We start from the raw sequence: 22,591 nt of genomic DNA, 5'->3' as shown, positions 1-22,591 counted from the left end.
GCGCGAGCGTGCGCCGATTCCACGTTCAGTCTGTGAGCAATGCCTACGAGTTGGGGGACATGCGTCCACCCTGTTCACGCCATGTCCCCCACCGGGAACGTGCCTGGAAAAGCTGCGTGGGGGACGTCAACTGGTACCTCGACGGGGACAGGTGGCGTGCACAATCGTGAGCATGGGGAAGGCAGGTGCAGGTGCATGCGGGCTAACTCGGACATGCACGGTGGTGGCAATTTGCCACGACCGTGCGACCTGCGGGTTCGCCGTGTCATGCCGCGCGGTCAGGACTGCGCCCTCGCTGGTCTCAGGGCTAATCCGGACACCTACGGTGGTGCCAAATTGGCACCACCGCATGACCTGGAGTTCTACCGAACCACCGACGCACCACTGGTCCGTTCCTGCACGGAGAACAAACCGGACAACAATGGTTCTGCCGAATTGGCAGAACCATATGACCTGGGCAGACGCTCTGGGTCCCAGCGCCGGAGTCCAGGTGTCGTGTAGGCGCCGATCACCGGCCACCGCACACGGACGACCGCCGCCCGAGCCGAGTTCCGAGACAAACCGGAGAAGTACGGTCCCGCCGATTTGGCGGGACCGTGCGACCTGGGCGAACGTCCGGCGCCCAGAGCGGAATTTACTGCGTCTGGGCCTCGATGTAGGCCTCCACCACTGACCGCCGCACCACGACCCTGCGCCCGAGCCGCACGCCCGTGAGCAGCCCACGCCGCACCAGCTGCCCGGCCGTCCACGACGAGACACGGAGACGCGCTGCGATGTCTTCGTACGTCAGGTAGGGATCCTCTGGATCGCCGGCCCGCTCGGTCTGGTACCGGTCCAGCACCGATTGCCGCACCCGCAGCCGACCGCTGATCCGTGCACACGGTCCGACTCTGCCTCGGCGTACAAGTTCGCCGAACCACCAGCGGGACACCCCTAGCGCCTCGGCGGCCTCGGCCGACGTGAGCAATGGGTCGTCCACTGCGCTGGCAAGGTTCCCATCGGTGCACATCTGCCGCTCCTGTCGACCGCGATCCGTGGTCTGACAGGTGTGCACGCGACACCAAGCGCCTTCTGCCGCCCGGAACTGGCCGAGCGGCAGAAGGCATCACAAGCTTACGCGGGGAACTGCACGACGTTCGGTGCGCGTCGTGCTGCCTGGATCTCAGCCATGCGTGCGGCGAGGCGTGCGTCGCCGTCGTCGGTGGCGTGCTGGTAGTGCATGGCGGCAGCGACCGTCGAGTGTCCGATACGCCGTTGCAGTTCTGCGAGCGTCGCCCCAGCCTCTGCGGCACGGGTCGCTGCCAGGTGCCGCAGATCGTGCCAACGGATCTCGCTGGGTGCTCCCGCGCGCTTCTTCGCCCGTGTGAACATGCTGGTGCGCTGCCCGCCCCGCACAGGCAGCCCAGTCTTCGTGGCGAATACCAGGGATCGCGGGCCGGGTGCGGTGAAACGGTCCATGTGCGCCAGGAGCTCCCGTGCCGCGTCCGGCGGCAGGTGCACCTTGCGGCGGCCGGCGTCCGACTTCGGTGGCCCGAACGTGACCGGCTCGCCGGTCACCTCCACGAGCGACTGCCGTACGTTCAGCCGCACACCTCCCGCCGCGGTCCGTTCGACGTGCTGGCGCTCGAGTGCGAACAACTCGCCGGCTCGAAGGCCGGAGTGCGCCGCGACGATCACCGCCGCGCGGTACCGCTCCGAGCGTCCAGCGAACGATGCTGTGATCGCGTCCACCACCGTGTCGCCCGGGACGACACGCTCAGCGGGTCGGGTCTGACCCGCGCCCCGGATGCGGCACGGGTTGGCATCGATCAGTTGGTCACGCACGGCGTCACCGCAGATGGTCCGCAGCAGCGAGTAGGCGCGCGCCGCCTGGGTCCGTCCGGTCACCGCCTCGTGATGGCGTGTCTCTTCGGTCGCTGCGGCTGGTGCTCCGGCGGATCGCCAAGCCTCCCACAGCGCCGCCGGCATGCGGCCGGACTTCTTCACGGACCGGCCGGCCTGCCGGGCCCAGGCGCGAACGTGGGCCGCGTCGCTCGGTGCGGTACCACGGGCCAGCCACGCGGCGGCCGAGGCTGCTGTCGCTTCCCGCAGGGCCGCATACCACTCGCTCACCATGGTGTGCGACAGGGTACGAAGCGGGAGCGAGCCGAGGTCGAGCTTGCGCGGGGCACCGGGGCTGTCCAGCGGCGCCAGGATCCAGTGCTCCAGCAGCCGCTCATAGCCGGAGCGTGTGCTGGGCTTCAGATCGCGGGTGGCGAGCCAGCGGCGCGCATACTCACGCAGCGGCACGTCGCCCGTCTCGGGCTCGCGGTAAGTGCCCTGGTAGACGTCGCTGAGCACGCGAGCCAGGGCGACGTTCGCCGCCTTCTCGGTCTCGAACGTGCCGATCGGGCGCCGCTCCCCGTCAGGCCCGGTGTACCGGGCCTGCCAGCGGTTCGAGGCGCGCTTGCGGACGTTCCCGTACGTACGACGGTTGTTGCGGCTCTTGCGGGCGGACATGCTTCGAGGTGTGGGCGGATCACCATGGGCGGGCAGCTGCGGGTCGGGTGAAGCGGACATTGCGGCTCCGGTTCCGGGCCCAGTCGCGAGCGACTTAGGGCCCATAAGGGCCCACGCAGCGCTGCTTCCACCTCTCGGAACGCAGGAAGCCCAGGTCAGAAACACTCTCTGACCTGGGCTTCCGCACTCTGAGCGGGCGACGGGAATCGAACCCGCGTAATTAGTTTGGAAGACTAAGGCTCTACCATTGAGCTACGCCCGCAAGCCCGCGCTCGAAGCACGGTGCGGGCGTTACCTTAGCAAACCTCGCGCCCTGCCAGCGGCTCCGCCCACGTGGCGGCACCCCGGTGTGGCGCACGTCGCGGCCGGCTCGCGAGCCGCCTCAGGAAGGCCGCGTCCCCTCCGGCGCCTCCTGGCCGACGTCGGTCCATACCTCCGTCATCTCCACGATGAGGCCGTCCCGCACGGTGATGAACGTCGCCACCTCGAAGTGCTGCACCACGCCGTCGGCCACACCCGTCACGTGCGCACGGCCGACCGCACGCTCGCCCTCCGCCACGCAGTCCTCGAGCCGGAGGTTCTGAAACCCCGGGTACTCAGCGTTCAGCCGCACCCAAGCCTCAGCCCCGTACCTCTCGCCGGTGTGCACATAAGTGCAGGTGAAGGCCGGATCCAGCAGGCTCGGCAGGTCGTCCCACCGGTGCCCGTCGATGACCTCCGCGAGTCGCTCCATGGCCTCTCGCGCTGACATCGACGCAGCATCCCACACCGTCACCCCACCACCTCCCGCCCCACCGCCTGGAACGCCTCCAGTGCCGTCCGCACCGCCAGCCGCTCCGCATGATCGGGCCGCAGGATCGCCACGATCCACCGGGCCGCGTCCATCCCGTGCACCGGTCGCAGCATCAGCCCAGCACCAGGCGCCGTCGAGTACCGAGGCAGCACCGCCACCCGGTCGCTCGCCGCCACGAGCGCCTCGATGAGCCGGTTGTCCCGCAGCCGCTGCGCCACCCGAACGGGCCGGCCCGCCGCCGTCTCGACGGCGATGCGCAGCCCGTCGAAGGGGTAACCGAGCGGAACGCCGTACCACTCGTACGCGACCAGATCCCGCGCGGTGACCTGCGGCTTCGCGGCAAGCGGATGGCCCGCCCGCAGCGCGATGTCCAGCGGCTCGCGCAGCAGCGCCGCCGTCACCAGGTGCTCGGCTCCGGCGGGCACCGGCCCGGTGAAGCTATGCCCGATGACGATGTCGTGGTCCGCGACCATCCCGGAGTACTCCGACTCGGCGATGTCCAGGTCGGTGCACTCCAGCTTCACCCCCGTCGAGGCGAGCCGCTCCAGCACACCCGGCAGCAGCACCGTCGCCGCGCTGGGCAGCGTCGCCACGCGCACCGTGCCCGACGCCGATCCCATGAACTCGTCCCACCGCGCCTGCACCTGGGCGACGGTCCGGGAGAGCTCACGACCGCCGTCGGCCAGGAGGCGGCCCGCCTCCGTGAGGCGGAGACCCCGGCCGTGCGGTTCCACCAGGGGGACCCCGCCCAGCTCGCGTTGTGCGGTGCGGAGCTGCTGCGACACGGCCGACGGCGTCCGGTGGGTCGCCTGGGCCACGGCCGTGACCGTTCCGCGGTCGGCGAGCTCGCGCAGCAGATCGAGGTGACGCGGATCCACGCGCGACAGGTCATTCATGTAGCCAGCCTACAAGGATGCGTAGAACATTTCGCTTGTCCTTCAGGACCACGAGCGCGAGGCTCAGGGCATGCCGATCTCCCACCGCCTGCTCGCCGTGTCCGTCGCGGTGATGTGGGGACTCAACTTCATCGCGATCCACGCGTCGCTGGAACAGTTCCCGCCGTTCCTGCTCGCGGCGCTGCGGTTCGCGGTCATCGCCGTCCCCACGATCCTGCTGGTGCCGCGCCCGAAGGTGCCGGTGCGGTGGCTGCTGGGCTACGGGATCGGGTTCGGCACCCTCCAGTTCCTGTTCCTCTACTGGGGCATGGCCGTGGGCATGCCGACGGGCCTCGCGTCGCTGGTGCTGCAGTCGTCGGCGCCGTTCACGGTGCTGCTGGGCGCGGTGGCGTTCCGGGACCGGGTGTCCGCGCGGCAGGTCGTGGGCCTCTCCGTCGCGACCCTCGGGCTCGCCGTCGTGGGCTGGTCCCAGGCGCAGGCCGCGGCGTTCGGGCCGTTCCTGCTGGTGCTGGCCGGCGGCTTCGGATGGGCGATCGGCAACGTGTCCAGCGCCCGCGCCAAGGCGCCCAACCCCCTGCACCTGACCCTGTGGATGTCCGTGGTGCCGCCGATCCCGATGCTGGCGCTGTCCCTGGTCATCGAGGGCCCCGATGCCATCGGTGAGGCGTTCGTCCCGAGTCCCCACCTGGTGCCCGCGCTGCTGGGGCTCGCGTACACCGTGCTGATCGGCACGCTGGCCGGCTCCGGCATCTGGACCTGGCTCATGGCCCGGCATCCCGCCGGCGTGGTCGCGCCGTTCTCGATGCTGGTGCCCGTGGTGGGCCTGAGCGCGTCGGCGGCGCTGCTCGGCGAGGCGATCGGGATGTGGACGGCGGTGGGCGCGGCGCTCGTGATCGCCGGCGTGCTGTGGGGTGCGCGACGCCGGACCGCGCCGCCGCGCATCCCAGAGCCCCGCACCCCAGAGCTGGTCAGCCCTTCACCGACCCCGACGCCAGCCCGGCCACGTAGTACCGCTGGAGCGCCACGTACAAGATGACGCACGGGATCATCGCGATGACCGACCCGGCCGCCAGCAGACCGAAGTTGACCTGCCCGTACGCCCCCTGCTGCAGGTTCACCAGCGAGACGGGCAGCGTGTGGAGGCTGGAGTCGGTCAGGAACGTCAGCGCCCCGAGGAACTCCGTCCACGACGCGAGGAACGCGTACAGCGCCGCCGTCGCCGTCCCGGGCACGACCAGCGGCCGCAGCACCGACACGAGGATCCGGAGGGTCCCCGCGCCGTCCACGTGGGCGGAGTCCTCGAGCTCCGCCGGGACGGCGGCGAACGTGTTGCGCATGACGAAGATGCCGAACGGCAGGTTCACCGTCGTGTAGAACAGCACGAGCCCGAGCAGGCTGTCCGTGAGCCCCATGACGTTCATCTGCAGGTAGAGCGGGGTGAGGATCGCCTGGAACGGGATCATCAGCGTGACCAGCACCAACCCGAACAGCACCGTGCGGCCCCGGAAGGGGAACCGCGCGAACCCGTACCCGGCGAGGGTGGCGAGCACCGCCGTGAGCACCGCCGTCGAGACGGACACGATCGCCGAGTTGAGGATGCCGCGCCAGACCTCCGGCTGGTCGATCACGGCCTGGAAGTTGACCCAGGACAGGTCGAAGAACCGGTCGTCGGGGGCGGCGACGATCACGTCGCCCGGCTGACCGGCCCGCACGAACGCGACCACGAGCGGCACCAGGAAGACCAGTGCGGCCAGCGTGCCGCCCACGACGTAGAGCGTCCGCTTGACCCGGGTGTCCCGCTCGGGCCCGGACGGGCGCGCGGCAGGCACGGAACCAGAAGGACGGCGGACGGCGGCGGCAGCGCGCCGCGGCGCCGGGGACTCGGTGACGGTAGCCATGTCAGCTCCTCTCCCGCAGCAGCCAGAACTGGGCCGCGGTGACCAGACCGGTGATGACCACGAGCACGAGCGACATGGCGGTGGCCGCGCCGAGCTGGAGCTGGACGAACGCGCGCCGGTAGATGGCCATGACGATGGTCGTGGTCTCGGATCCCGGCCCGCCCTGGGTCAGGATGTAGAACTGCGTGAACGCCAGGAACGAGCCGATGACCGACAGGATCACGGTCATCGCGATGGTCCGGCGCAGCATCGGCACCGTGATCCGCAGCTCCCGCTGCCACCACGAGGCGCCGTCGATCTCCGCCGACTCGTAGACCTCGCGCGGGATGCCCTGCATCCCGGACATGAGCAGCACCATGGTCAGCCCGGACACGCCCCAGACGACCATGACGCACAGCAGCCCGGTGGCCAGCGGCCCGTCGACGAGCCACGCCGTGGTCCCGTCGGTGATCCCGAGCCCCTTGAGCACCATGTTGACCAGGCCGCTGTTGGGCTGCGCCTCCAGCAGCATGAGGAAGCTGAGCGTGGTGAGGCCGATGACGAACGGCACGAAGAAGATGGTGCGCAGGAGCGTGGCGCCCCGCCGGTTGGACCGCACCAGCACGGCCAGCCCGTACCCGAGCAGCAGGATCGGCAGCGTGACGATCGCCGTGTAGAGCAGCGTGTAGCCCAGTGCGCTCCAGAACGTCGGATCCGTGAGCACCGAGGCGTAGTTGTCGAGCCCGATGAACCGGTAGGGCCCGATGAGCGGGAAGTTGGTCAGCGAGATGTAGACCGCCACGACCAGCGGCACGAACACGAACACCACCACCAGCGCGACCGCCGGCGTGACGAGCGCGAGCCCCGTGCGGTGCGGGTGCGTGAGGGTCCCGTACCTGCGGGCGCTCATGCCTGCGCCTGCCGCAGGATGCGGTCGTACGTGGTCTGGGCCTCCTGCATGGCGGCATCGACCTCCCCGTCGAAGACGGCAGAGCGGAACATGCGCAACCACGGTCCGTCCTGCTGGTTGTAGATCAGGTTGTAGGCGAGCGTGGTGGGCGCGTAGCCCCGGTCGAGCGACTCCAGCGGCGGCAGCACGAACGGGTTCTCCCGCGCGAACTGAGGCGTGACGACGTCGGACCGCACGGGGGAGTAGAAGCCCTCCGGCATCCGGGTCTGCTGCTCCACGGCCACGGCGAACCTCATGAACTCCCAGGCGGCGGAGGGGTTCCGCGCGCCGTTGAGCATGCAGAGGTTGTCCCCGCCGTCGAAGAAGGCGCGGCCGCCGTCGGGTCCGGGCAGCAGCACCACCTCGGTGCGGTCCAGGAGCGCCTGGTCGGCGTTGGGCACCACCACGCCGAACCCCGCGGGGAACATCCCCAGGCGGCCGGCGACGTAGTCGGCCGACCAGCGCGAGGCGTCGTCGGAGAAGCTGCCCGGCGGCACGAGCTGCTCCGCCCACAGCGTGCGTTCGAGCTCCAGCGTGCGGCGCAGCGCGTCGTTGCCGACGACGTCGCCGCGCTGGTCGCCGACGTCGCCGGCGATGAGGTCGCGGTCGGTCGCCCAGACGTGCGGCTGCACGGTGAAGCCGAGCGCGCCGGACGCGTTGCCGGGGAACGACCAGCCGTAGACGTCGTCGTCCAGGGCGGTGATGGCGCGGGCCGCCTCCAGGACGCCCGCGAAGTCCCGCGTGTGCTCCTCGACGGACAGGCCCGCGCGCTCGAACAGCTCGGTGTTGCAGAACAGCACTGAGAAGTCCCCGATGAACGGCAGGCCGTAGTGCCTGCCGTCCTTGGTGCTCAGAGCGAGGTGACCCGGGCTCAGCGCGTCGCCGATGCCCAGGTCCTCGATGAGCGGGGTGAGGTCGGTGAACGCGCCGCGGTAGGCGAACAGGGTCGAGTAGATGTCGTCGATGTCGATGACGTCGGGCACCCGCCCGCCACGGATCGCCGTGGCGAGCTTGGTCACGTACTGCCCGTTCTGGATGGGCGTGACCTGCACGCGGATCCGGTCCTGGGCCTGGTGGAACGCGTCGACGACGGCCTGGGTGCCGTTGACCGTGTCGGACCGGCACCACAGGTTGAGCGTGCCTGTCGCGTTCTCGCCGAAGCCGGCGGCCTCGACGTTCGGCGGCCGCAGGGTGCCGCCGCAGCCGGCCAGCGCGGCGGCGACCGTGGCCGAGCCCGCGAGGGTGAGCAGCTGGCGTCTGGTGAGCTCCATCGCTCTCCTTCCTTACGCGTCGTTACGCAGGGTGAGACGTGCTGGGATCGTGCTTGCCCAGGGAGCCGGGACCGGCCCGGCCCCCTGGGACGTGAGGTCAGCGGGTCGGGACCCAGACCCGCATGGGCTGCGGGCCGCGGTTGGCCCACGCGTAGTAGGGGATGGCGGTCAGGGTCACGTCGCGCACGGGTTCCGACGCCGCCGACGGCGCGGTGGCCGGTCCGTACGGCGACGACGCGTCGGCGTCGGGCCCGGGGACGACGGCGCCGCGCGCGCGGACCACGGTGACGCCGCCCAGGAGCTCCGGGCGGAACTCGTCGGACAGCGCGCCGGAGACGTCGATGCGCAGGTCGTCGACCACGGCGCCGATCTCCTGGTCGGGCTGCTCCAGGGCGTAGACCAGAGGTCCGCGCTCGATGGCGACGCTGCCGCGCACGGCGTCGACCCGCGGGTCGGCCGTGGTGAGCTGGGGCGCCATCGGCAGATCGAGCAGCACCGTGTCGCCGGGGGCGAACCGGCGGGTCACGCGGGCGTAGGTGCCCGCGGTCACGGGTGCGCCGTCGAGGGTGGCGCCGTCGGCCCAGGCGGGGACGCGCAGGGCGAGGGACACCTCGCCGTCGGGCGCCTCCTCGACGTGCAGCGCGATGCTGCCCTCGTCCGGGTAGCGGGTCTCGACGCGCAGGCGCAGCGTGCCGCCGTCGAGCGGGGCGGTGACGGTGCCCGGCGCGTACTGGTGGAGCTGGAGGCCCGGCCCGTCCGCCGTCGCGAGGTAGCCGGTGAGGCTGGAGACGGTGCGCATGATGTTGGGCGGGCAGCACGCGCAGTCGAACCAGCCGCGGCGGCCGTGCGCGGGGCCTCGGTCGTCCTCGGCGTGCGCGTCGCTGCGCAGCTGCAACGGGTTCACGTAGAAGTACTCGGTGCCGCTCAGGGAGACCCCGGCGAGGAACCCGTTGAGCAGCATGCGCTCGATCTGGTCGGCGTAGCGGGCCTCGCCGGTGGCGAGCAGCATGCGCCACGCCCACTGCACGCCGCCGATCGCCGCGCACGTCTCGGCGTACCCGCGGTCGGTCGGCAGCTCGTACGGGTCGCCGAACGACTCGCCCTCCCAGCGCGCCCCGAGGCCGCCAGTCAGGTACTGCTTGCCGCGCTCCATGGCGCGGTACTGGGTGTCGAGGGCGGCGAGCAGCTCGGCGTCGCCGGTCTCGATCGCGACGTCGGCCGCGCCGGCCCCCAGGTAGACGGCCCGTACGGCGTGGCCCTCCACCGTGGTGGCCTCGCGGACCTTCACCCGGTCGGAGAAGTAGGTGGGCCGCTTGCCGTGCGCCTCGATGATGCCGGTGCCGCGGGCCTCGACGAACCAGCTCGCCAGGTCCAGGTAGGCGCGCGTGCCGGTCTCGCGGTAGAGCTCGACCAGGGCCATCTCGATCACGGGGTGGCCGTCGACCTCCCGGAGCTGGCCCGGGCCGTCGCCGAACGTGGCCACGAGGTGGTCGGCGAGCCTGATGGCGACGTCGAGCAGCTCCCGGTGGCCGGTGCCGCGCACCTGGGCGACGGCGGCCTGGAACAGGTGCCCCGCGCAGTACAGCTCGTGGCTCCACGGCAGGTCGCTGTAGCGCGGCACGTTCCGCAGGGCCGGCACGGAGTCGAGGTAGCCGTCGTCGGCCTGGGCCGCCGCGAGCAGGCTCGTGACGTGGAGCTGGTCGGCCAGGAGCTGCTCGTCGGGTTCGCGGGCGTACTCCCAGGCGGCGGCCTCGAGCCACTTGTGCACGTCGGAGTCGGCGAAGATCGGGCCGATCGCCTCACCGTCCGCCACGCCAGCGGCGATCTCCAGGTTGCGCAGGTTGCCAGCCTTGGCGAGCTGTTCGAGCCCGCCCGGGATGGCGGCGGCACGGTTGACGTCGGCGGTGCGGCGCCACAGCCCGCCGTCCACGGTGACGTGTCCGGGTGCGAGGGGGCGGAGCAGCACCCGGGCGTCGCTCGTGGGGGCGGCCGGGCCGCTCGTCGTACCGCTGGGCGTCGGTGTCGTCATCGATGCTCTCCTCCGGGACGGAAACTAGGAATCCGATTTCCTGATCGTAGGGACCCGCACCACCAGCGTCAAAGGTCTGGGCGAAACTTGCTGCAAACTCGGCTCTGAACTGGGGTGGGAGGTACGATGGCGCTGCGTTCCGCGTTTGCCCCGCCGATGTGGCGGAAAACCCGGAAGGAAACCTGTCGGAGAAGGGGCGGTGCGGATGGACCGGGGAGCGGTCGTACGGATCACGGACGTGGCCGCGCTCGCGGGCGTCTCGCCGAGCACGGTGTCGAAGGCGCTGAACGACACCGGCTCGCTGCGGGAGAGCACCCGCGCGCGCGTGCGGGAGGCGGCCGAGCGGCTCGGCTTCGTGCCCGACGCGACCGCGCGCTCGCTCTCCGCCCGGCGCAGCTTCACCGTGGGACTGCTGAGCACCGACTCCGCGGGCCGGTTCTCGCTGCCGGTGGTGCTCGGCGCGGAGAACGCGCTGGTGGGCGGGGAGCTGTCGGCCCTGCTGGCGACGGCCCGCCACGACCCGGTACGCGAGCAGCACCACGTGCGCGCGCTCGTGGCCCGGCGGGTCGACGGGATCATCGTGACCGGCCGCACCACCGAGCCCCGCGAGCCCATCCGGGTGCCGATGCCGGTGGTCTACGCGTTCGCGCCGTCGTCCGACCCCGACGACGCCTCGGTGGTGCCCGACGACGCCGCCGGGATGCGGCTCCTCGTCGAGCACCTGGCCGGGCTCGGGCGCCGTCGGATCGCCTACGTGGGCGGGCGCGCCGAGCAGGCGGCGTCCCTGGTGCGGTACGAGACGCTCGCGACGGAGCTGGCGGCGCGCGGCCTGGAGCTGGTGGGCACGCCGCTGTACGGCGACTGGTCGGAGCAGTGGGGACGGCGCGCCGTCGACCTGGTCCTGGGTGGTGCCGTGGGTTCCGGGCTGCCCGTGGACGGGATCGTGTTCGCCTCCGACCAGCTCGCCCGGGGTGGGTGCGACCGGCTGCGGGAGCTCGGCGTGCGGGTGCCCGTCGACGTCGCGGTGACCGGGTACGACGACTGGGAGGTCATGTCGCTGGCCAGCCGCCCGCCACTGACCACCGTGGACATGCAGCTCGAACGCCTGGGCCAGCGCGCGGCGGAGCTGCTGATCGCGGCGATCGAGGGCGAGCCGGCACGCGGCGTGGAGCGGCTGACGCCGCGGCTGGTGGCGCGGGCGTCGACGCTGGGTGACGGGTAGGGCGGCGTCTCGACGGTCGTCGCTGTCGCCGCCGCTGCCGGCGTCGCTGCCGGCGTCGCGAGGCCTGACGCACCCCAGTTTGTGGGCCCGCCGGCGTCGCTGCGGCCGTCTCCTCTTCTTCGAGGCCCGGGGTTTCTCACTTTTCGAGGCCCGCAAAGCGGAGAAAGTCGGGTCTCAAAGAGGAGGTGCCCGGCTGGGCCACCGGCGAGGACGGCGTCACGTGGACGCGTGGCGTCACCGAGCCGTTCCTTCCGAACGGCGCGCCGGGCACCTGGAACGCATCCGAGAGCGGGCACCCCGGGGTACTGGCCGACGACGACGGCCGCACCAACCTGCTGGCGGGCGCCGAGATCGTCTGGACGGAGGGGCGCCCCGCGCTGCGTGAGGGGTAGGTCTCGCGCAGTCGGTGGGAGCGGCTACTGTCGGAAGGCGAAGGCGACCGACGCGTCGTCGACCCGGACGGTCCGCACCTCGTCGGCGGGGTGGTCGACCGGCAGCACCACGACCTGGCTCACCGCCAGGTGGTCCGGTGCGCACCTGGTCTCGTCGCTGGGCGCGGTCGTGACGTGCACCGTCCAGGGGTCGTACCAGGTGACCGACACCGGATACGGCATGCAGCCGGGGGTGCCCCACATCGTCACCGTGAGGCGCGCGGGCCGGACCGCCGCGTCGACGATCGCGTTGGTCATGCCCTCGATCGGCGGCCCTGGTGGCGACTCCTCGGCCGCTTCGGCGGGAAAACTCTCGACGACGAGCGAGCGCGGCGTGACCTCCGGCGGCGGGACGGCGCCGTTCCCGGCGCAGGCCGCGAGGCCGACCGGGAGTGCGGCGGCGACCAGGAGCGCGAGCCCGAGCACCCGTGGGAGGGTGAGCGACGTCGTCCGCTGCCGGAGCATGCTCGGTCCCTCCCGATACGTGTGGTGTCGTATCGACGATGGCAGGCGCGCCGGGGGAACTTCAAAGGATTACTTCGCTGCTTGCGGCCCCGAAACACCCGGCCGTCGGAGGCGCCGATCGGATACACTCGGGCACGTCCTACCGGGAGTCTCCCGGTCCGGCCCGGGAGACTTCGGGCCGTCGCGGACCCACGGGGTGTAGCGCAGCTTGGTAGCGCATCTGCTTTGGGAGCAGAGGGTCGCAGGTTCAAATCCTGTCACCCCGACCAGCGAGAACACGGTGGGGGAGTAGTTCGCTCCCCACCGTGTTCCCCACCAGGTCCGATTCGCGCCCGCTCTTGGTCAGCCTGCGTCAATTACTACTGGTGAGGCGGTGGCACGGAGTGGCAGTGCAGATCGTGCTCTGCATGATCGCGTTCTTCGGCTCCTTTGGCCTCATCGGGAGCGCCTTCAACGGGCACTTCTGGGGTTGGGGCAAGCCTGCGGGCAGGTGGCTCGGGATCGTCTTCAACGGAACCATGATGGCCCTTGCTTTCGAGCGAGTTCTGAACGAGGGAATGCTCGTCGTCTGGACGGTGATGGTGTTAGCAGGTGGTGGTCTCGGCATTGCACTAGGCGTGAGAGACCTCAAGGCCGCGCGCCATTCCGGTCAGGAGCCCACGGACCGGGCGGGCTGACGGTTTCGATGGCCGCAGCGCCACTGCTACTGATGAACATTGGTGCTGGTGGGCATCGTCATTTCCGACACCTCGGGGTGCCTATCTGGCGCTTGCCCAGACTCGGCATGGTCGCCGTCTCGCCCACGACGTGCTGAAACACCGTGAGCCGGGCTGGTCGCGGGGGTTCCCGTGTCCTGGTCGTTCGCCGACGGTCAAGTTTCCCTCCTCGTGGGCGAGGACGATGAAGTCTGGGACGTCGCTGTCACCATCCCCGTCGAGGTCGTCGACGAGTTGGCGCAAGCGGTTGGGCGTCTTGCGGAACCCTGACGGATCAGCTCAGTCAGCGAAGACCAGGTCGAAGAGCCCGTCGGGAATGGTGACGTGCTCGTCGGCCAGCGACACGGCGTCGACCCAGGCAGGTGGGAGCTCGGGGAACCCGGTGGACGGGCCGGCGCCGACCAGGCCCTCCAGCGCGAACGCGACGGGCGCGGTCACTTGCGGACGTACTGCCGCCCCAGCGCCGTCGAGCAGTTCGGTGAGAACCGGCCAGGCGTCCGGGGGCCAACACGCCACCGACCTGCTCGCACCAGAGCCGGACCTGGCGCGAAGGCTTGATGCCGACGGCGATGAGGATCCCCATGGAACCGGGGTCCTGTCCGAGCCGGCCCAGGAACTCGTTGCACGTCCAGGCCAAGGTCTGGGCATAGGCGGCAACCTCGCCGACACCGTCCGGGAGCCGCATCTGCAGCTCGTCGTCAGCCTGGTAGAGCCGGAGGGAGCCCAGCCGGAACACCGGTTCTGAAGGCCGGGCTGTGGCTGCGCTCACGGGACCGCGCGGCGTGCGTCGCCGGAAGATTGGCATGGCCGAAGTCTGTCATCCCGCGCCTGGCTCGGCTGCTATCTGGAGGACCCGGCGATCACAGCGCCGCGGCCAGCCCCCGGACGACCTCGGCGGCCGCGCCCGTCGTCGCGTGCCGGTAGCCCGTGCCCGCCCACAGGTGGAGCCGTTCGGCGTCCCCGGCGGCCGCCGCCCGGCGGCGCAGGTCGCGCGTGAGGTGGTGGATCGCGGGGTAGCCCACCGGCGCGACGGCGTCGTGCCGGTCGACGAACCGGTTGCGCACCGCGCGCGCCGGCCGGCCGGTGAACGACCTGGTCACCACGGTTCCGCGGTCGGACGCCGCCAGCGCGTCCCGGTAGGTCGCCGACGCGCCGGACTCGTCGGTGCGCAGCAGCAGCGTGCCGACGGCGACGGCCTGCGCCCCGGCCGTCAGCAGCTCCCGCACGGCCTCGGGCCCGCCCACGCCGCCCGCCGCCACCAGCGGCAGGTCGACGGCGGCCGCGACGGCGCGGACCACCGACGCCGTCGGCGCGTCGGCCACCCGCCGGGCCGGGTCCCACGTGGCGCTGTGCCCGCCTGCGGCCGGGCCCTGGGCCACGAGCCCGTCCACGCCGCCATCGCTCGCAGCCGCGGCCTCGTCGGCGGTGGTCACCGAGGCGAGCACCACGGTGCCCGCCCGGCGCAGGGCATGGATGTCCGCCGGGCCGGGCAGGCCGAACGTGAACGACACGACCGGCACCGGGTCGTCGAGCAGCAGGGCGAGCTTGTCCGGCCACCGGTCGTCGTCGTCCACGGGATCGGCGGAGAGCTCGACGCCCAGGGCGTCCGCCTCCGGGGCCAGCCGCCGGGCGTAGGCCGCGAACGCCGCCCGGTCCAGGCTCCCCGTCCCGGGGACGAAGAGGTTGACCCCGAACGGGCTGTCCCACGCGCGTGCGGCAGCGATGTCGGCCGCGAGCCGTTCGGGCGTGAGGTACCCGCCCGGCAGGAAGGCGAACGCACCGGCCCGCGTGGCCGCCGCGGCCAGCGCGGTCGTCGTCGCGCCGCCGGCCATCGGGGCCGCCACGATCGGCAGGTCGCTGCCCAGCAGGTTCGGGGTCGTCACAGTCGTGCTCCGTTCGGCGGTTCCGCGAGAGGCACCCTACTCGGCGGGCTCCCCGGTGCCCGCGAGGTCGTCGAGGAACCGCAGGACCACCTCCCGCTCCTCCGGCTTGAGGCGGGCGACCGCCTCGAACCGGTGGGCGTGGCTGCGGCCGACGCTGCGCAGGGCGATCCGCCGGGTCTCCTCGGTGACCTCGACCGCGAGGCTGCGGCGGTCCGTCGGGTGGGGGAGCCGGCGCACGTGGCCGGCGTCGGCCAGCCGGTCGAGCATCTTGGTGGTCGACGCCGACGTGATGCCCAGGTGCGCGGCGATCGCACCCGGGGTCGCGGTCTCGCCGCGGTGCTGGGCCGCGATGACGAACCGCAGGGTGCGCATGTCGGTCTCGCCGAGCTTCATGTAGCGGCGCGACGCCTCGCTCATCCGGCGCTCCGTCTCCCGCCAGTCACGCAGTCCCTCCAGCACGCGGACCACCTGGTCGACGTCGCGGTCGTCGAGGCCCGCACGCTGCACGATCTCCTCCTGCGGGTCGAGCACCCGGGGATCCAGCATGGACGGAGCGGGTGGCTGGGTCGGCTCGGGTTCAGGAACCACGGAGGATCCCCTTCCTGCTATCACTCGCCACTCTTGAAGGTAGCCTGGCTAGCGAAAAAGTACCACGGCTGGCGCCTCGGTGTGCCTATGGTCGAGGGGGAAGCGGGCAGGTACGTCGCGAGGGGGCGGGAGTGCCATGCGGGTACGGGTGCGTAGGGAAGAAGACCGAGGGGCGGGCGTCGCGCGCCGGCTCCTGACGGTGTCGGTGGCGACCGGCGTCGTCGTCCTGGTGGCGGGCTGCGGCATGTTCGACCGCGGGCACGACGGCGGCCCGCCGCACGGCGGGATGGGATCCCGGTCCGCCCCGGCGGGCGCAGGGCTGCCGCAGTCGGACGAGCCGGCCGACCTGGACCCGGCCGACCTCACCACCGAGATCGACAACGAGTACTGGCCCATGGAGCCCGGCACGCAGTGGGTCTACCGCGAGACCGACGAGGAGGGCCAGGAGCTGCGCGTGGTGGTGACGGTCACCAGCGAGACCAAGGAGATCGCCGACGGCGCCACGGCGCGCGTCGTGCGGGACACCGTGACGCGGCGCGGCGAGGTGGTCGAGGACACCTTCGACTGGTACGCGCAGGACCCCGACGGCACGATCTGGTACCTCGGCGAGGACACGGCCGAGTTCGAGGACGGCCGGGTCGCCACCACGGAGGGCTCGTTCGAGGCGGGGCTCGACGGCGCCCTTCCCGGCGTGATCGTGCCGGCCGATCCCGCCGTCGGGATGGCGTACCGGCAGGAGTTCTACCGGGGCGAGGCCGAGGACAACGGCGAGGTGCTCAGCCTGGACGAGCAGGCCGAGGTCCCGGCGGGGCACTACGACCGCGCGCTGCTGACCAAGGACACGATCACCATCGAGCCCGACGTGCTCGAGTACAAGCTCTACGCCCCCGGCGTCGGGCCGGTCCTCGTGCTCGGGGTCTCGGGAGGGGGCGGCCGCGAGGAGCTCGTCGAGGTCGGGACGGTGCCGGCCGAGGTCGCGGAGGCTGCGGGCACCGTGCCGCTCGGCGAGCCGTACGAGTGAGCCCGCCTCGCCGGGGCGCGAAGGCCGGTCAGATCCAGCCGCGCTCCTCCGCCACCAGCACCGCCTGCTGACGGGTGTCGACGGCGAGCTTGCCCAGCACGGCGGAGACGTGGTTGCGGACCGTGCCCGGGGCGAGCGACAGGGTGCGCGCGATCTGCCGCGTCGTCTCGCCGTGCCGGCCGGCGCGCAGCACGTCCAGCTCACGGTCGGTCAGCGGCGACCGCTCGTCGCGCAGCGCGTCGGCCGCGACCTCCGGGTCCACGTACCGGCCGCCCGCCGCGACGCGGCGGATGACGGCCGCGACCTCGTCGGCGGGGCGCGACTTGGGCAGGAAGCCGACGGCGCCCGAGGCCAGCGCGCGCCGCAGGACGCCGGGCCGGGCGTGCCGGGTGACGATCACGCAGCGCGTGGGCAGCGTGCGGTTCAGCCGCTGGGCCACCTCCACGCCGTCCAGGTGCGGCATCTCGAGGTCCAGCAGGCAGACGTCGGGCCGCAGCCGCTCCGCCTCGGCGACCGCCTCCGCGCCGTCGGCGCACTCGGCCACGACCTCGATGTCCGCTTCCAGCCGGAGCAGCGCGGCCAGGGCGGACCGGATCATCCCCTCGTCGTCGGCGAGCAGCACTCGGATCATCGGGTCAGGGTACGGGGCAGGTCGTCGCCCGGGCGTTCGACATGTCGACCGTGCCCGGCGCAGCCAGTATGGAAGGGCGCCGTCTCGGCGCACGGGAGGTGCGTCGTGTCGTCATTCCTCTATCGGCTCGGGCGTGCGGTGGCCCGGTACCGCGGCCTGGTCGTCCTCGCGTGGCTCCTGGTGCTCATCGTGTGCGGCACCGCGAGCGCCCTCCTGAACAAGGGTACGGACGACACCTTCGCGATCCCGGGGTCGGAGTCGCAGGACGCGATGGACCACCTCGACAATGTCTTTCCGCAGGTCAGCGGCACCTCTGCGCAGCTCGTGCTGCTGGTTCCGGAGGGGCAGCAGGTCGATACCGCCGCGACGCGGCAGGCGGTGTCGGACGCCGTGGACCGGATCGGGGACGTGGCGCAGGTGGAGCTGGCCTCCGACCCGTTCGACCCGGACGTCAACGACGCGGTGTCCGACGACGGCCTGGCGGCGAACATCGGGGTGCAGCTCAGCGTGGTCTCGACCGATGTCCACGACAGCACGCTGACGGACCTGAGCGGGATCGCGGATGATCTCGCGGGTGAGGTCGGGAGCGGCGCCCGGGTCTACACGGGCGGGGACGCGTTCGCGGACCGGGTGCCGGGGCTGAGCTCCACGGAGGCCGTGGGGCTGCTCATCGCGCTCGTGGTGCTGCTGCTGATGTTCCGGACGATCGTCGCGGCGGTGATGCCGCTCGTGACGGCGGTGGTGGGCGTGGGTGTGTCCGTGGCCCTGGTCTACCTGGGAACCCTCTTCGTTCCGGTCTCCTCGACCGCGCCCATGCTCGCGGTGATGATCGGCCTGGCGGTGGGCATCGACTACGCGCTCTTCCTGCTGTCCCGGCACCGCGACCAGCTCGCCGAGGGCCTGTCGGTCGAGGAGTCGATCGCCCGGGCCACCGCGACGGCGGGCTCCGCGGTGCTCTTCGCCGGGCTGACGGTGCTGATCGCGCTGCTCGGCCTGTCCGTGGCGCGCATCCCGTTCCTGACGACCATGGGCGTCGCGGCGGCGCTGGGCGTGGCCGTCGCGGTCTGCGTGGCGGTGACGCTCGTGCCGGCGCTGCTGGCGTTCGCCGGACGCCGGCTGGTGCCCAAGGCCCGGGCCCAGGCAGGAGGAGAGCGCTCCGGACGCCGTCGCCGCCCCCGGCTCCGCAAGCCTCGGGTCGCCCGGCCGTGGGTCCGCTTCGTCACGCGCAGGCCGATCGTCACCATCGCCGTCGTGGTGCTCGGGCTCGGCGCCCTGGCCGTGCCCGCGGCGAACCTGCGCCTCGCGCTGCCGGACAACGGCAGCCAGGAGCCCGGGTCGCCGGCGCGCGAGACCTATGACGTGGTGGCGGAGCACTTCGGCGCCGGCTACAACGGGCCGCTCCTGGTGACGGCGGACGTCATCCAGTCCACCGACCCGTCGGGACTGGTCGACGACCTCGCGGACGAGATCCGCGACCTCCCCGGCGTCGCTGCGGTGCCCCTGGCCACGCCCAACGAGAAGGGCGACACGGGCATTATCTCGGTGGTCCCCACCACGGCGCCGGACGACGCCCGCACCGACGCGCTGGTGGAGCGGATCCGGGACCAGGAGCCGCACTGGCTCGCCGAGCACGACACCCAGACGGCCGTCACGGGCCTGACCGCCGTCGGCATCGACGTGTCCGCCCGGCTGGGCGCCGCGCTGGTCCCGTTCGGCCTGCTCGTGGCCGGGCTCTCGCTCGTGCTGCTGGCCATGGTGTTCCGCTCGGTCTGGGTGCCGGTCAAGGCGACCGTGGGCTACCTGCTCTCGATCGGGGCGGCGTTCGGCCTCACGTCGCTCGTGTTCCAGGAGGGGCACGGCGCCGCCCTGCTCGACGTCGCGCACGTCGGGAGCGTCATCAGCTTTCTGCCGATCATCCTGATGGGCGTGCTGTTCGGCCTTGCGATGGACTACGAGGTCTTCCTGGTCTCGCGGATCCGTGAGCACTACGCCCACCACGGCGGCGCGCAGGAGGCGATCGAGGAGGGCTTCGTCTCGGCCTCCCGGGTGGTCGTCGCGGCGGCGCTCATCATGTTCGGCGTCTTCGCGGCGTTCGTGCCGGACGGCAGCGCGACCATCAAGCCGATCGCGTTCGCCCTGGCCGTGGGCGTCTTCATCGACGCGTTCGTGGTCCGGATGACGTTCGTGCCCGCCGTGCTCGCGCTGCTCGGCGACCGGGCCTGGGGCCTGCCGCCCGCGCTCGACCGCCGGCTGCCGGTGTTCGACGCCGAGGGTGACGGGCTGCTGCACGAGCTGCGGCTGGCGGACTGGCCCGCGCCGGACAGCGACGAGGTGATCAGCGCGCGGGCCCTCAGCCTGGACGACGACCGCGGCCGCCCGGTCTACCGCGACGTCGAGCTGCACGTGCCCCGGGGCGAGGTGCTGGTGCTGCACGGGTCCGGCGCGGTGGGCAAGTCGGCGCTGCTGCTCTCGCTCGCGGGGCGGGTGACCAGGCATCGCGGCGACCTGAAGGTGCTGGGACAGGTGCTGCCGCAGCACGTGCACGCCCTGCGGCCGAAGGTCGCCGTCGTCGACGGCCGCGGCGACCGGGACCCCGCGGGCCGGGTCACGGAGGCGCTGGCGCGCGACATCGAGCTGATCCTGGTCGACGACGCCGACCTGGTGCTCCGCTCCGAGGCCCGCGCCCGCCTGCGTGACCAGCTCGGCTTCCGCGTGACCTCCGGCGGATCGCCCGCCACGTTCGTCCTGGCCTGCCAGGACCCCGACCGGGTGGTCGACCTGCTCCCGCTGGAGGCCACCCAGCTCTACGCGATGACCCGCCGACCCGCAGAGGTCCTGTGATGACCATGTCGTTCGCCGCCTCCGCCCGCTCCCTGACGACCCGGCCCCTGACCTGGCGCACCTGGACCGCCCTCGTGGCCGTGCCGCTGCTCGTCATGGGCCTGCTCACCTGGGCCTTCTGGTCCCCGGGCACCGACCACCAGACCGCCCGGGCCGCCGTCGTGAACAACGACGAGCCCGTCGAGGTGAACGGGCAGCAGATCCCGCTCGGCCGCACGCTCGCCGGGAACCTGACCCACGACGACGACTCCGCGTACGCCTGGGTGCTCACCGACGCCTCCGACGCGCGCGACGGGCTCGACAGCGGCACCTACGCCGCCGTCGTCACCATCCCGAAGGACTTCTCCGCCCAGGGCATGTCGGCCGCGACCGCGGACGACCCGATGGACGCCGTCCAGGCCGGCCTGGACGTGCAGACCACCACGGCCGCCGGGGTGGCGGACCCGTACCTGGCCGGCGGCGTGGCCGACGACACCCAGGACGCCCTGAACCAGACGATCGTGGAGTCGTACCTCGGCACCATCTACGGCAGCTTCACGACGCTGCACCAGCAGCTCGGCGACGCCTCGGACAGTGCCGGGCAGCTCGCCGACGGCACCGCCCAGCTCAGCGACGGCGCCGACGACCTGTCCGGCGGCGTGGACCAGGTCGCCGACGGCGCCGACGAGCTGTCCGGGGGCGCCGGGGCGCTCGCCGCCGGTACCGGCCCGCTCGCGGCCGGGGCGGCGGGGCTCGCCTCGGGTGCGTCCGTGCTGGCCGGCGCCACCGGCGACCTCGCCGCGGGGGCCGGGCAGGTCGCCGACGGCACGGCCGCGCTGTCCTCCGGCCTGGACGACGCCGCGCAGCGTGCGGCACGGCTCCCCGCGGCCGCCCAGGAGCTGGCCGACGGCGCCGACCGGGTCGCCGACGGCAACAAGCGGCTCGCGGACCGGGTGGTCCCGGTGGCCGACCGGGCGATCGACGGCCTGGACCGGCTCCCCGACACGCGGGACGTCGTCGCCGAGCTGGACCGGCTCGCGGAGCGGTGCGGCACGAGCGTGGTGGCCGACCGCGACTTCTGCCAGGCCCTGGAGCGCGCGGCCGGCCGGGCCGACTCCGCCGCACAGCGGATCGAGGACGGCAGGGCCCGGGTGCGCGCCGACGTCGTGTCCGCGCGCGACGCGGTGCAGGCGCTGCGCACCGGCTCGCGGCAGGTGGCCCGGGGCAACGCGGAGCTGGCCACGCGGTCCGCCGAGCTGGCGGCTGGGATCGCCTCGGCGGCGAGCGCCGCGGACGACCTGAACGCGGGGGCGCAGGGCGTCGCGTCGGGCGCCGGGCAGGTCGACTCCGCCGCGGGGCAGCTCGCCGTGGGGGCGGCGGACCTCGACGCCGGTGTGGCGCAGACGAACGCGGCGGCGCAGCAGGTCGCCGTCGGCGCGAGCGGGCTGGCCACGGGCGCGGACGACCTGGTGCCGGGCGCGGACCAGGTCGCGAGCGGTGCCCACGACGCGGACGACGGCGCGCGCCAGCTCGCCTCGGGGCTGTCGGACGCCGTCGGGCAGGTGCCCACGTACACGGATGACGAGCAGGACCACCTGTCGGCCGTGGCGTCCGACCCGACGACGTCGACCACCACCTCCGCGCCGTTCGGCGTGCTGTCGATCGCGCTGTTCTCCGCGCTGGCGCTGTGGGCTCTCGCGCTGGTGACGTACCTGGCGACGCGCCCGCTGCCGGCCGGGATCCTGACGTCGCGGGAGCCGACGTGGAGGCTCACGCTGCGGGCCGCGGTGCCGGGGTCGATCGCGGCGGCGAGCGCCGCGCTGGTCATCTCGGCCGTCGCGATCCCGGTGCTGCGGCTGCACCTGTCGGCGGCGGTGGGCTTCGTGCTGGTCGCGCTGCTCTCGGCGGCCACGTTCGTGGTGCTCAACCAGGCGCTGGCCGCGATCTTCGGGCCGGCGGGGCGGCTGGCGTCGCTCGCGGTCGCCGTCCTGACCGTGGCGACGGGCGTGGTGACCACGCTGCCCGGCCCGTTGTACGCGCTCGCGGACGTGCTGCCGACGCACGGCGCGATCATCGCGCTGCGAGCCGTGACGACCGACAGCGCGGGCCTCGCCGGCGGTGTCGCGGAGCTGGTCGCGTGGTTGGTCGTGGGGCTGCTGGCCACGATCGTGGTGACCGACCGTCGCCGGTACGTGTCGCCGCGCCGGCTGCGGCTGGACGCCCCGGAGGCGCGGCCGGCGACGGCGGCCGGGTAACGGGCGTGGGCGCCGTCGCCCGTCTCGCCATCTCCTTCGAGGCCCGGGTTTCTTCGCTTTGAGGCGCCTCAAAGCGAAGAAACCCGGGCCTCGAAGGAGACTCGGTGCGGCCCGTAACGGCCCGCCCGCGAACCGCGGGACCAGCCGCGGACTCGCCCGTCGGAGAAGTCCGTTCTGGGTATTTTCGCTGGTCACACAACCTCCGCACGGTTCACGTGCGTCTGGGATACGTGGCGCCGCACAGG

General features: G+C 72.5%; 20 protein-coding genes and 2 tRNA genes. 8 read left to right on the top strand and 14 right to left on the bottom strand.

All coding sequences use genetic code 11. The features are described 5' to 3' along the window. Positions 1-634 precede the first annotated feature (634 nt). The 5 genes from QRN56_RS27610 to QRN56_RS01410 all read right to left on the bottom strand — a co-directional run bounded on the left by QRN56_RS27610 (position 635) and on the right by QRN56_RS01410 (position 4,188). Positions 635-1,009 carry a helix-turn-helix domain-containing protein gene (locus QRN56_RS27610; RefSeq protein WP_350224548.1) on the bottom strand — a complete coding sequence of 125 codons (375 nt, stop codon included), beginning with the start codon at positions 1,007-1,009 and terminating at the stop codon, positions 635-637. A gap of 104 nt (positions 1,010-1,113) precedes the next feature. Beyond that, complete coding sequence (locus tag QRN56_RS01425; RefSeq protein ID WP_285100682.1) at positions 1,114-2,499, bottom strand: site-specific integrase; 1,386 nt, start codon at positions 2,497-2,499, stop codon at positions 1,114-1,116. A gap of 191 nt (positions 2,500-2,690) precedes the next feature. Next, a tRNA-Gly gene (locus QRN56_RS01420) sits at positions 2,691-2,761 on the bottom strand. Positions 2,762-2,881: 120 nt separating this feature from the next. Further along, positions 2,882-3,250 (bottom strand): nuclear transport factor 2 family protein, encoded by a 369-nt coding sequence (locus tag QRN56_RS01415; protein ID WP_285100681.1) that lies wholly within the window; start codon positions 3,248-3,250, stop codon positions 2,882-2,884. Positions 3,251-3,270: 20 nt separating this feature from the next. After that, positions 3,271-4,188, bottom strand: a complete 918-nt coding sequence (locus QRN56_RS01410; protein WP_285100680.1) for a LysR family transcriptional regulator — start codon at positions 4,186-4,188, stop codon at positions 3,271-3,273. Positions 4,189-4,258: 70 nt separating this feature from the next. Between QRN56_RS01410 and QRN56_RS01405 the strand changes: the two genes are divergently transcribed. Further along, on the top strand, positions 4,259-5,224 hold the full coding sequence (locus QRN56_RS01405) for an EamA family transporter (protein WP_285100679.1): 966 nt from the start codon (positions 4,259-4,261) through the stop codon (positions 5,222-5,224). Here the strand turns inward: QRN56_RS01405 and QRN56_RS01400 are convergent. From QRN56_RS01400 to QRN56_RS01385, 4 genes are all read right to left on the bottom strand, one after another. Next, on the bottom strand, positions 5,157-6,086 hold the full coding sequence (locus tag QRN56_RS01400; protein ID WP_285100678.1) for a carbohydrate ABC transporter permease: 930 nt from the start codon (positions 6,084-6,086) through the stop codon (positions 5,157-5,159). The genes QRN56_RS01405 and QRN56_RS01400 overlap by 68 nt on opposite strands. Position 6,087: 1 nt before the next feature. Further along, positions 6,088-6,975 carry a carbohydrate ABC transporter permease gene (locus QRN56_RS01395; RefSeq protein WP_285100677.1) on the bottom strand — a complete coding sequence of 296 codons (888 nt, stop codon included), beginning with the start codon at positions 6,973-6,975 and terminating at the stop codon, positions 6,088-6,090. Next, positions 6,972-8,285 (bottom strand): ABC transporter substrate-binding protein, encoded by a 1,314-nt coding sequence (locus QRN56_RS01390; protein ID WP_285100676.1) that lies wholly within the window; start codon positions 8,283-8,285, stop codon positions 6,972-6,974. Before QRN56_RS01390 ends, QRN56_RS01395 begins: the two co-directional genes overlap by 4 nt. A 97-nt stretch (positions 8,286-8,382) precedes the next feature. Next, positions 8,383-10,314 (bottom strand): glycoside hydrolase family 127 protein, encoded by a 1,932-nt coding sequence (locus tag QRN56_RS01385; RefSeq protein WP_285100675.1) that lies wholly within the window; start codon positions 10,312-10,314, stop codon positions 8,383-8,385. 205 nt (positions 10,315-10,519) lie between these two features. Between QRN56_RS01385 and QRN56_RS01380 the strand changes: the two genes are divergently transcribed. Continuing rightward, positions 10,520-11,536 (top strand): LacI family DNA-binding transcriptional regulator, encoded by a 1,017-nt coding sequence (locus tag QRN56_RS01380; protein WP_285100674.1) that lies wholly within the window; start codon positions 10,520-10,522, stop codon positions 11,534-11,536. A gap of 185 nt (positions 11,537-11,721) precedes the next feature. Beyond that, entirely contained in the window at positions 11,722-11,928 is a 207-nt protein-coding gene (locus QRN56_RS01375) for a hypothetical protein (protein WP_285100673.1), read from the top strand. Between the two features lie 24 nt (positions 11,929-11,952). Here QRN56_RS01375 and QRN56_RS01370 read toward each other — a convergent pair whose 3' ends face one another. Then, the gene (locus QRN56_RS01370; RefSeq protein ID WP_285100672.1) at positions 11,953-12,432 is read right to left on the bottom strand and encodes a hypothetical protein; all 480 of its coding nucleotides are present in this window, start codon (positions 12,430-12,432) and stop codon (positions 11,953-11,955) included. A gap of 192 nt (positions 12,433-12,624) precedes the next feature. Between QRN56_RS01370 and QRN56_RS01365 the strand changes: the two genes are divergently transcribed. Then, a tRNA-Pro gene (locus tag QRN56_RS01365) sits at positions 12,625-12,701 on the top strand. 120 nt (positions 12,702-12,821) lie between these two features. Beyond that, positions 12,822-13,109, top strand: a complete 288-nt coding sequence (locus tag QRN56_RS01360) for a hypothetical protein (protein WP_285100671.1) — start codon at positions 12,822-12,824, stop codon at positions 13,107-13,109. 318 nt (positions 13,110-13,427) lie between these two features. On the opposite strand, the gene QRN56_RS01355 is transcribed toward QRN56_RS01360, so the two are convergent. From QRN56_RS01355 to QRN56_RS01345, 3 genes are all read right to left on the bottom strand, one after another. After that, positions 13,428-13,586, bottom strand: a complete 159-nt coding sequence (locus tag QRN56_RS01355; protein ID WP_285100670.1) for a hypothetical protein — start codon at positions 13,584-13,586, stop codon at positions 13,428-13,430. A gap of 422 nt (positions 13,587-14,008) precedes the next feature. Beyond that, positions 14,009-15,031 (bottom strand): NAD(P)H-dependent flavin oxidoreductase, encoded by a 1,023-nt coding sequence (locus QRN56_RS01350; protein ID WP_285100669.1) that lies wholly within the window; start codon positions 15,029-15,031, stop codon positions 14,009-14,011. A gap of 36 nt (positions 15,032-15,067) precedes the next feature. Continuing rightward, a complete protein-coding gene (locus QRN56_RS01345) occupies positions 15,068-15,577 on the bottom strand; it encodes a MarR family winged helix-turn-helix transcriptional regulator (protein ID WP_285100668.1) in 510 nt (169 codons plus the stop codon). Positions 15,578-15,767: 190 nt separating this feature from the next. Here QRN56_RS01345 and QRN56_RS01340 point away from each other — a divergent pair, with 190 nt between their 5' ends. Continuing rightward, a complete protein-coding gene (locus QRN56_RS01340; protein ID WP_285100667.1) occupies positions 15,768-16,640 on the top strand; it encodes a hypothetical protein in 873 nt (290 codons plus the stop codon). Between the two features lie 28 nt (positions 16,641-16,668). On the opposite strand, the gene QRN56_RS01335 is transcribed toward QRN56_RS01340, so the two are convergent. Continuing rightward, positions 16,669-17,271 (bottom strand): response regulator transcription factor, encoded by a 603-nt coding sequence (locus tag QRN56_RS01335; RefSeq protein WP_285100666.1) that lies wholly within the window; start codon positions 17,269-17,271, stop codon positions 16,669-16,671. A 105-nt stretch (positions 17,272-17,376) separates the two neighbouring features. Between QRN56_RS01335 and QRN56_RS01330 the strand changes: the two genes are divergently transcribed. Together QRN56_RS01330 and QRN56_RS01325 are read left to right on the top strand one after the other, a co-directional pair. Then, positions 17,377-20,112, top strand: a complete 2,736-nt coding sequence (locus tag QRN56_RS01330) for an MMPL family transporter (RefSeq protein WP_285100665.1) — start codon at positions 17,377-17,379, stop codon at positions 20,110-20,112. Then, the gene (locus tag QRN56_RS01325) at positions 20,112-22,346 is read left to right on the top strand and encodes a YhgE/Pip family protein (protein ID WP_285100664.1); all 2,235 of its coding nucleotides are present in this window, start codon (positions 20,112-20,114) and stop codon (positions 22,344-22,346) included. The genes QRN56_RS01330 and QRN56_RS01325 overlap by 1 nt, the downstream gene beginning before the upstream one ends. Positions 22,347-22,591 lie beyond the last annotated feature (245 nt).

Origin of the sequence: Promicromonospora sp. MEB111 (genome assembly GCF_030209445.1) — a bacterium.
Taxonomy (GTDB): Bacteria; Actinomycetota; Actinomycetes; order Actinomycetales; family Cellulomonadaceae; genus Promicromonospora.
The sequence above is the reverse complement of the archived record's forward strand: the minus strand, read 5'-3'. Positions and strand labels throughout refer to the sequence as shown.

What these genes read in the sequence shown, in the direction of transcription:
- QRN56_RS01425 (WP_285100682.1), bottom strand. Translation starts at nt 2,499, where the DNA reads ATGTCCGCCCGCAAGAGCCGCAACAACCGTCGTACGTACGGGAACGTC.
- QRN56_RS01380 (WP_285100674.1), top strand. Translation starts at nt 10,520, where the DNA reads ATGGACCGGGGAGCGGTCGTACGGATCACGGACGTGGCCGCGCTCGCG.
- QRN56_RS01395 (WP_285100677.1), bottom strand. Translation starts at nt 6,975, where the DNA reads ATGAGCGCCCGCAGGTACGGGACCCTCACGCACCCGCACCGCACGGGG.
- QRN56_RS01385 (WP_285100675.1), bottom strand. Translation starts at nt 10,314, where the DNA reads ATGACGACACCGACGCCCAGCGGTACGACGAGCGGCCCGGCCGCCCCC.
- QRN56_RS01400 (WP_285100678.1), bottom strand. Translation starts at nt 6,086, where the DNA reads ATGGCTACCGTCACCGAGTCCCCGGCGCCGCGGCGCGCTGCCGCCGCC.
- QRN56_RS01405 (WP_285100679.1), top strand. Translation starts at nt 4,259, where the DNA reads ATGCCGATCTCCCACCGCCTGCTCGCCGTGTCCGTCGCGGTGATGTGG.
- QRN56_RS01415 (WP_285100681.1), bottom strand. Translation starts at nt 3,250, where the DNA reads ATGTCAGCGCGAGAGGCCATGGAGCGACTCGCGGAGGTCATCGACGGG.
- QRN56_RS01345 (WP_285100668.1), bottom strand. Translation starts at nt 15,577, where the DNA reads ATGCTGGATCCCCGGGTGCTCGACCCGCAGGAGGAGATCGTGCAGCGT.
- QRN56_RS01410 (WP_285100680.1), bottom strand. Translation starts at nt 4,188, where the DNA reads ATGAATGACCTGTCGCGCGTGGATCCGCGTCACCTCGATCTGCTGCGC.
- QRN56_RS01325 (WP_285100664.1), top strand. Translation starts at nt 20,112, where the DNA reads ATGACCATGTCGTTCGCCGCCTCCGCCCGCTCCCTGACGACCCGGCCC.
- QRN56_RS27610 (WP_350224548.1), bottom strand. Translation starts at nt 1,009, where the DNA reads ATGTGCACCGATGGGAACCTTGCCAGCGCAGTGGACGACCCATTGCTC.
- QRN56_RS01335 (WP_285100666.1), bottom strand. Translation starts at nt 17,271, where the DNA reads ATGATCCGAGTGCTGCTCGCCGACGACGAGGGGATGATCCGGTCCGCC.
- QRN56_RS01370 (WP_285100672.1), bottom strand. Translation starts at nt 12,432, where the DNA reads ATGCTCCGGCAGCGGACGACGTCGCTCACCCTCCCACGGGTGCTCGGG.
- QRN56_RS01390 (WP_285100676.1), bottom strand. Translation starts at nt 8,285, where the DNA reads ATGGAGCTCACCAGACGCCAGCTGCTCACCCTCGCGGGCTCGGCCACG.